The 7153-nt window shown below is 70.4% G+C and carries 6 protein-coding genes and 5 pseudogenes; 8 read left to right on the top strand and 3 right to left on the bottom strand.

Translation table 11 applies throughout. The annotated features are described in order from the left end of the window. From BN4348_RS42430 to BN4348_RS42420, 4 genes and pseudogenes are all read left to right on the top strand, one after another. Positions 1-1711, top strand: a pseudogene (locus BN4348_RS42430) (DUF7064 domain-containing protein); the annotation flags it as partial. Continuing rightward, positions 1687-1917 (top strand): annotated as a pseudogene (locus BN4348_RS63095) (gluconokinase); the annotation flags it as partial. The pseudogenes BN4348_RS42430 and BN4348_RS63095, both read left to right, overlap by 25 nt. A gap of 9 nt (positions 1918-1926) precedes the next feature. Beyond that, positions 1927-2157 (top strand): annotated as a pseudogene (locus BN4348_RS63090) (DUF7064 domain-containing protein); the annotation flags it as partial. Then, a complete protein-coding gene (locus tag BN4348_RS42420) occupies positions 2133-2666 on the top strand; it encodes a gluconokinase (RefSeq protein ID WP_084454171.1) in 534 nt (177 codons plus the stop codon). The pseudogene BN4348_RS63090 and the gene BN4348_RS42420, both read left to right, overlap by 25 nt. 70 nt (positions 2667-2736) lie before the next feature. Here the strand turns inward: BN4348_RS42420 and BN4348_RS42415 are convergent, their stop codons facing one another. After that, positions 2737-3621 carry a LysR family transcriptional regulator gene (locus tag BN4348_RS42415; RefSeq protein ID WP_066913131.1) on the bottom strand — a complete coding sequence of 295 codons (885 nt, stop codon included), beginning with the start codon at positions 3619-3621 and terminating at the stop codon, positions 2737-2739. A 116-nt stretch (positions 3622-3737) separates the two neighbouring features. Here BN4348_RS42415 and BN4348_RS42410 point away from each other — a divergent pair, with 116 nt between their 5' ends. Both BN4348_RS42410 and BN4348_RS61420 read left to right on the top strand, forming a co-directional pair. Then, positions 3738-4163, top strand: coding sequence for a hypothetical protein (locus BN4348_RS42410; RefSeq protein WP_142308702.1), 426 nt, complete (start codon positions 3738-3740; stop codon positions 4161-4163). 6 nt (positions 4164-4169) lie between these two features. Continuing rightward, positions 4170-4481, top strand: a pseudogene (locus BN4348_RS61420) (ATPase); the annotation flags it as partial. Between the two features lie 22 nt (positions 4482-4503). On the opposite strand, the gene BN4348_RS42400 reads toward BN4348_RS61420, so the two are convergent. Continuing rightward, entirely contained in the window at positions 4504-5433 is a 930-nt protein-coding gene (locus tag BN4348_RS42400) for a DoxX family protein (RefSeq protein WP_066913126.1), read from the bottom strand. Between the two features lie 97 nt (positions 5434-5530). Here BN4348_RS42400 and BN4348_RS42395 point away from each other — a divergent pair. Both BN4348_RS42395 and BN4348_RS42390 read left to right on the top strand, forming a co-directional pair. Continuing rightward, positions 5531-5983 (top strand): annotated as a pseudogene (locus tag BN4348_RS42395) (isochorismatase family protein); the annotation flags it as partial. 70 nt (positions 5984-6053) lie between these two features. Then, positions 6054-6851 (top strand): ketosteroid isomerase family protein, encoded by a 798-nt coding sequence (locus BN4348_RS42390; protein WP_066913124.1) that lies wholly within the window; start codon positions 6054-6056, stop codon positions 6849-6851. A gap of 12 nt (positions 6852-6863) precedes the next feature. Here the strand turns inward: BN4348_RS42390 and BN4348_RS42385 are convergent. Beyond that, the coding region (locus tag BN4348_RS42385; RefSeq protein ID WP_066913122.1) for a DoxX family protein at positions 6864-7153 on the bottom strand (290 nt) is incomplete at its 5' end.

Here is a 7153-nt window from a genome sequence, read left to right as displayed (position 1 = left end):
GGGCGTGGGGGGGCCGATAGCGCCCTGATATCACGCCGCGGTCGACGCCGCGACGGGCGCGTTCGACCTGCTGCTCGGCGACGCGGGACCCGCCGTCGTCGGTGACGAAATCGCCGGCGCGACAAGCGAACAGGCGCGTCTCGGCGTCGTCGAGTTGGGGCGGTTGCACGGTCCGTTGCTCGGCGACCCGTCGCTGGCCGACGCGCCGTGGCTCAACCGCGACTCGCCGCTCAACCAGGCGATGATCGCACCGTTGTACGCCGGCTTCATCGAGCGGTACGGCGAGGAGATCGCGCCCGAGCACCGCGTCGTGTGCGAACGCCTGGTGGCCGCGTTCGACGGCTACCTCGCCCAGGAGTCGGCGGAGGACCGCATCCGGGGCCTGGTGCACGGCGACTACCGGCTGGACAACATGTTGTTCGGCACCGCCGGCGCCGACCGCCCGCTGACCGTCGTCGATTGGCAGACGGTGTCCTGGGGGCCGGCGCTGACGGACCTGGCGTACTTCCTCGGCTGCGCGCTGCGCACGCAGGACCGCCGCGACCGGTACGACGAGTTGCTGCGCGCGTACCACGAGGCGCTGGGGTCGGACGCGCCGATCAGCCTCGCCGACGTTGCCGAAGGGGTTCGGCGCCAGAGCTTTTTCGGCGTGATGATGGCGATCGTCTCGTCGATGCTGGTGGAGCGCACCGACCGTGGCGACCGGATGTTCATGACGATGCTGGAACGCAATTGCGATCACGTGCTGGACACCGATGCGTTGGCGACGCTGCCCGACGCGGCAGTGGCCGAGCCGCTGCGGCCGACGGAGGATGACGAACTCGCCCACACCCCGACCTCGGAACCGCTGTGGAGCGAGAGCTGGTACGCCGACTTCGCCGATGCGGCACAGGGATTGGGCGGCTGGTTCCGCATCGGCCTGATAGCCAACCGACGCACGGCCCTGGTGCACGCGCTGCTGTGCGGACCCGGCCTGCCGACCGTCGCCGTCGATGCCGAAGTCCCACTGCCGGAGGACCCGTGGCTGTTGCGCGCCGACGAGTTCGAGGTCGGCCACGGTGCCAGCGCCCCGCTGCGGGCCTACCGTGTCGACGTGCGGGCGCGGGCCCGGGCGTACCCCGACCCGTCGGCGTTGTTGCGTGGCGAGCCGGGAACCCCCGTCGAGATGACGATGAACCTGGTGTGGGCCACCGACGGCACCCCGTACAAGTATCGGCTCACGACGCGCTACGAAATCCCCTGCACCGTCACGGGAACCGTCACGGTCGACGACAAGAGCTACCGCGTCGACTCGGTGCCCGGACAGCGCGACCACTCCTGGGGGGTGCGCGACTGGTGGAGCATGGACTGGATCTGGAGCGCGCTGCACCTCGACGACGGCACCCACCTGCACGGCGTGAACATCCGCATCCCGGGCGCGCCGGCGTTCAGCATCGGCTACACCCAGGACGCCGGCGGCAACGTCGTCGAGCTGGATACCGTCGCCTCGCGGGAAGCCTTCGGCGACAACGGATTACCACTGAACGCGACGCTGGATCTCAGCCCGGGCGGCGTCACCGCGGACATCGAGGTGCGTGGCCAGGCGCCGGTGCGCCTGGTCGCCGCCGACGGGCGGGTGAGCCAGTTTCCGCGCGCCTGGGTCAGCGTCAGGACGGCGGACGGCCGCGCCGGTGTGGGTTGGGTGGAATGGAACCGCAACCTGCCCGAGTAGGCGCCGGGTCACCCGTCGTGGTGATGGGTGTCTCGGGATCGGGCAAGTCGACGGTGGGCGCGGCGTTGGCGCGACGGCTCAACGTGCCCTTCGTGGACGCCGACGCCCTGCACCCGCCGGCCAACATCGCCAAGATGACCGCCGGGGAACCGCTGAACGACGACGATCGGCATCCCTGGCTGGAGACCGTCGGCGCATGGCTGGCGGGCCANCCCGTCGCCTCGCGGGAAGCCGTCGGGGACACCGGAATACCACTGAGCGCGACGCTGGATCGCAGCCCGGGCGGGGTCACCGCGGACATCGAGGTGCGTGGCCAGGCGCCGGTGCGCCTGGTCGCCGCCGACGGGCGGGTGAGCCAGTTTCCGCGCGCCTGGGTCAGCGTCAGGACGGCGGACGGCCGCGCCGGTGTGGGTTGGGTGGAATGGAACCGCAACCTGCCCGAGTAGGCGCCGGGTCACCCGTCGTGGTGATGGGTGTCTCGGGATCGGGCAAGTCGACGGTGGGCGCGGCGTTGGCGCGACGGCTCAACGTGCCCTTCGTGGACGCCGACGCCCTGCACCCGCCGGCCAACATCGCCAAGATGACCGCCGGGGAACCGCTGAACGACGACGATCGGCATCCCTGGCTGGAGACCGTCGGCGCATGGCTGGCGGGCCATCGCGGCGGCGGGGTGGTGAGTTGCTCGGCGCTGAAGCGCAAATACCGCGACCAGCTGCGGGCGCACTGCCCGCGGGTGGAGTTTTTGCACCTGCGCGGTTCACCCGAACTCATCGGCGGCAGGCTGTCCGGCAGGCCCGGCCATTTCATGCCGGCGGCGCTGCTGCAGTCGCAATTCGACGCATTGGAACCCCTCGGCCCCGATGAGGCCGGTGTCACCGCGGACGCCGGCCAGGCCGTCGACGCCATCGTCGACGCCTTCGTGGCGGGGTCGGCGGTGCGGCGGCCGGGCCGCTGAGCCATCCACGCGATCACGGCGACCGCGTTTATTTCGTTGATGCGGAACGGATCTGCTACCGCGAGCACCGTCAGCTCCCGATGTGACGGATGATCGTGTCGACGAGCGCCTTCGTGGCGCGGCCGGCGGTCTGGGTCGCCGCGGACGCGAGGGACAGCGTCCAGGTCAGCGGCGGGTTGAGCGCCACCGTGCGCAAGTCGGGAAACCGGTTGGCTGCGCTTAGGGGCAAGACGGTCGTTGCCAGCCGGCGTCGGATGAGTTCGGCCGCGATCGCGTAGTCGGCCACTTCGTAGGCGTTGATCGGGTGGACGCCGGCAGCGGTAAAGCAGGCGTCGAGGCGCTGGCGGATTCCCCATCCACGCGGGAAGTGGATGAAGTCTTGGCCGGCGAGGTCGGCGAGCTGCACCCGGCGGCGGCGCGCCAGTGCATGGGTCGAGTCGCAGACAAAGACCATGGGTTCGTGGGTGAGCTGCTGTAGGGCCACGAGGCGAGACGGCGAGGAGGGGATGGAGACCAGGGCGAGGTCCATCTGGCCGTCGGCGATCGACTCCAGGTGGCCCGCCGAGCCAGTGAGGCTTTGCCGCAGCTGAACCGTCACCGCCGGGTTGCTGCGCCGAAACTCTTCCAGAGCGGCCGGCAGGTCCAGCGTTCCCCACGACATCAGGGTGCCCAGTGTGACGGTGCCCGTCATGTGACCGCGATAGTTCTCCACCGAGGACCGTGCCCGCTGTGCCGTGTGTATGACTTCCCGGGCCTGCTCCAGGAAGACCTCGCCGGGCGCGGTGAGCGCGATCTGCCGCTTGGATCGGTCGAACAACTCGACACCCAACTCTTTTTCCAATCTGCCCACCGACGCCGACAGCGCCGACTGCACCACATGGATTCGCTGGGCCGCCCGCGAAAAATTCAGGTCGGCGGCCACCGCGACGAAGTACTCCAGCTGGCGCAGCTCCATTCGCCCAACATATCGCGAATCGCGATCATTGGCATCAACATTCATCGTTGGACGTGATCCCTTTTTCAGGGTTGTCTTGAACCGGTAATGCAACCCGCTCACAGGAGGACGTGATCATGCGTTCATCGCAAGGGGCTTCACGGAACGGCTCGGCGCAATCTAGCGCCCAGACCGCACTGGTCAATGTGTTGCGCTTCTGCGCGGTGACGCTAATGCTTTATGCGGCAGCGATGTTCGTCCTCGGCGCCCTGGCCTTGCTGATCATCGACGATGGTCCGCTTTGGTACGGCCCACCCACGCCTCGCGCCCACTCGGCCTCCGCCGAGAGCTCCGATCGTGCGAACCCCGAGTCGAGCGGTGGCGCGACCGTGGAGCGCTCCCACTTTGACCCGCACCTGCGACGGCCGGCTACCGATCACACGAGCGAAGCCGCGCCGTTGCCTGTGCGTGGACTGGCGCCCAGTGCTCGCGGCGCGGCAACCGCCAAGGCTCGGCCTCTTCGCAACCAGGCGGCTCGCCAGCGGCTCGCGGCGACCCAGTGATCCGCAGCGCACGGCGAAGGCTGCACCATCGTCCTCCATTCCCTGCTCGTCCCGGAAGACCTTGCGGTCGGGCGCGTCAGGCACCGCGTGCTGGCCGGCGGCCACGACGTGCCCGAGGCCAAGGTTCGCCAGCGGCACCGCCGCCTGTGGGGCCGGTCGCCGAGGGCATCGCGTTGTCCGACATCGCGACCGTGTACGACGGCAGTCGTCGGCGCGGGCCGCGCATCGTCGCCCAACTCAGCGGCGGCGAAGCGGCCGGCTCGCCGGAGTGGCCGGCCGTGGGCGCCGGAGGTATTGCGGTCGCGGTGGCCGCGGTGAGCGCGTCTACCCGAGCGCGCGATTACCAGGGGCGGCGGCGCCGACGGGTGGGGACCCCGTCGCCGACCCGTTCGCGGGCCGCGTCGGCCAGCTGACTGCCGCGCGCGGCCGCCGTGTTGGCGAACTCGCTGCCGCGCAGCCGCGCGATCTCGGCGAGTTCCACCCCGCGGTCCCGCGCCGTGTCGGCCAACTCTTCGCCGCGCTTGCGCGCCTTCTTGGCCAGCGGCGCGCCCTTTTCCGCCGCCGTGCTCGCCAGTTCCTCGCCGCGCTTGCGCGCCTTCTTGGCGAGCGGGGCGCCCCGCTCCGCGGCGGTGCCGGCCAGTTCGCGGCCGCGTTCGAGGGCGGCCTCGGCGTAGGGTGCGCTCCGTTCGGCGGCGGTGCTGGCCAGTTCGCGGCCGCGTTCGGCGCCGACCTGCAGGCCGTGCACGATCCGCTCGCCGAGCTCGTCGAACGTGTCCGACCCGTCAGAGGAACCGGGCAGCGCCGAGGAAACCCGTTCGGAGAGCCGTTCGGCCGCCTGGCGTCCCCGCCAGCCCAGCGACGGCTTGCCGGCCGTGTCGGCGGAGGCGATCATCAGCCCGCCCAGCAGGCTCAGGTCGGTCAGGAAGTCCTTGCGCTTCTGGGCCTTGAGCGCCGGGTCGCTCTCGCTCCAGAACATGTGCGCGCCGAGGTTGGCCGGCAGCACCGTGAAGGCAAGTGCCGCCGAGGCGATCCGCGGCGCTTTGCCGGTGGCAAGCAGCAGGCCGCCGCCGATCTGAACGGCGGCGTTGATTTGAGCGAACGTCTGGGGGTCGCTGGGAATGGCGCTGCCGACGGGGTCCGGCAGGGCGCGAAGGCCGTCGACCGCCGGCGCCGCGGCCTCGGCCGCGGGCTTGGGATTGAGGAGTGAGTCGATGCCCTGGCCGATGAACACCGCCGACAGCAGGGGCCTCGCGATTCTGCGGATCAACATGGCAGCTGGATTACCCGGCGGACCGGCAAACAAACCGTGCCGCGCGGCGGCCCGGGTGAACGCCCAGCTCTAGGCCCGTCGGGGATAGGGTGGACCCGTGCGAGCGTTGGTCATCGTCGACGTGCAAAACGACTTCTGCGAGGGCGGCTCCGTGCCGGTTCGCGGCGGCGCGCACGTGGCCTCCGCCATCAGCGACTACCTGGCCGCCAAGCCCGGTTACGACCATGTCGTGGCGACTGCGGACTGCCACGTCGACCCGGGCGATCACTTCTCCGACCGGCCCGACTTTTCGTCGTCGTGGCCGCCGCACTGCCTGGCGGGCAGCGCCGGTGCGGATTTTCATCCCGCCCTCGACATCGCCCCGATCGAGGCCGTCTTTCGCAAGGGCACCTCCGCCGCGGCCTTTAGCGGCTTCGAGGGCGTCGACGAAACCGGCACCCCGCTGCTCGAGTGGTTGCGGCGGCGCGGGGTCGACCAGGTCGACGTCGTCGGGATAGCCACGGACCATTGCGTCCGCCAGACCGCCGAGGACGCGGCCCGGGCCGGCCTGACNAACACATCTAGAGGGGTAAAAGAGACGGGAGGAGAACCGCCGGCGTCGAGCTGGTGGGTGGGCGCTGATGGTGGCGGTGGACCGCGAGCAGCTGCTGGCCGCGGTGGAGCGCTCACCGCTTGCCGCCGCCGCGCACGACCGCGCCGGGTGGGTCGGGCTGTTCACCGCCGACGGGCGCATCGAAGACCCGGTGGGATCCCGGCCGCACCGAGGGCACACCCAGATCGGCCGGTTCTACGACACCTTCATCGGTCCGCGCGGCATCACGTTTCATCGCGACCTCGACATCGTGTTCGGCACAACCGTTCTGCGCGACCTCGAGCTCGAGGTGTCGATGGGTCCGGCGGTGACGATGTACATTCCCGCGCTGCTGCGCTACGACCTCCGAGAAGCCAACGGCAGCTGGAAGATCGGCAGATTGCGCGCCTACTGGGAGTTGCCGGCGATGATGCTGCAGTTCCTGCGAACCGGCCCGCGCGCGGCGTCGCCCGCCCTGCAGCTGTCCAGTGGCCTGCTGGCCAACCAGGGGTTGCGGGGGACCGCCGGCTTCATGGCCGGTTTTCGGCGGGCCGGTGCGCGGCGCAAGAGGCTGGCAGAGGCATTCCTCGGCGCCGTCTCGCGCAAAGACAAGTCCGCGGCCGTGCGCGCGTTAGGGCGCAGTGCCCCAATAACTTTGGGTGACGACGACCCGCTGGATATCGGCGAGCTCGTCGAGCAATTCGACGGGGCCAACTGGACCAAGGTGATCGGCGCCGGCCCCACGGTCGCGGTCTCGGTCAACTCGGCCCACGGCCGTGGGATCGTGTTCGTCGATGCGGCGTGGCCGGGCAACGCGATCGACCGGATCCGCTACTTTCCGGCCTGACCATGGCCGAGCTCAGCGCGCGATCATCAGGGCCAGCGTCGCCGCGGACAGGCACAGGAAGGTACCGGGAAACGCGATGTTGTAGAGGACGTGGGCCCGCAGGTGCGCGATGACCGCGCCGACGAAGAACAGGACCAGCCCGACCGCGGCCGCGATGCCCAGCGCCGGCACGCCCAGCAGGCCGATCACCAGCCCGGCGGCCCCGGCCAGCTTCGCCGCCGCCAGTGGCGCCAACCACGAGCGGGGCACCCCGACCTCGGCCGAATTCGCCAGCACGAACCCGGCGGGAATGAGGTCGGCCA

This window comes from Mycobacterium interjectum (assembly GCF_900078675.2).
GTDB lineage: Bacteria > Actinomycetota > Actinomycetes > Mycobacteriales > Mycobacteriaceae > Mycobacterium > Mycobacterium interjectum.
Note: the sequence above shows the minus strand (reverse complement) of the source record. Positions and strands in the feature narration are given on the sequence as shown.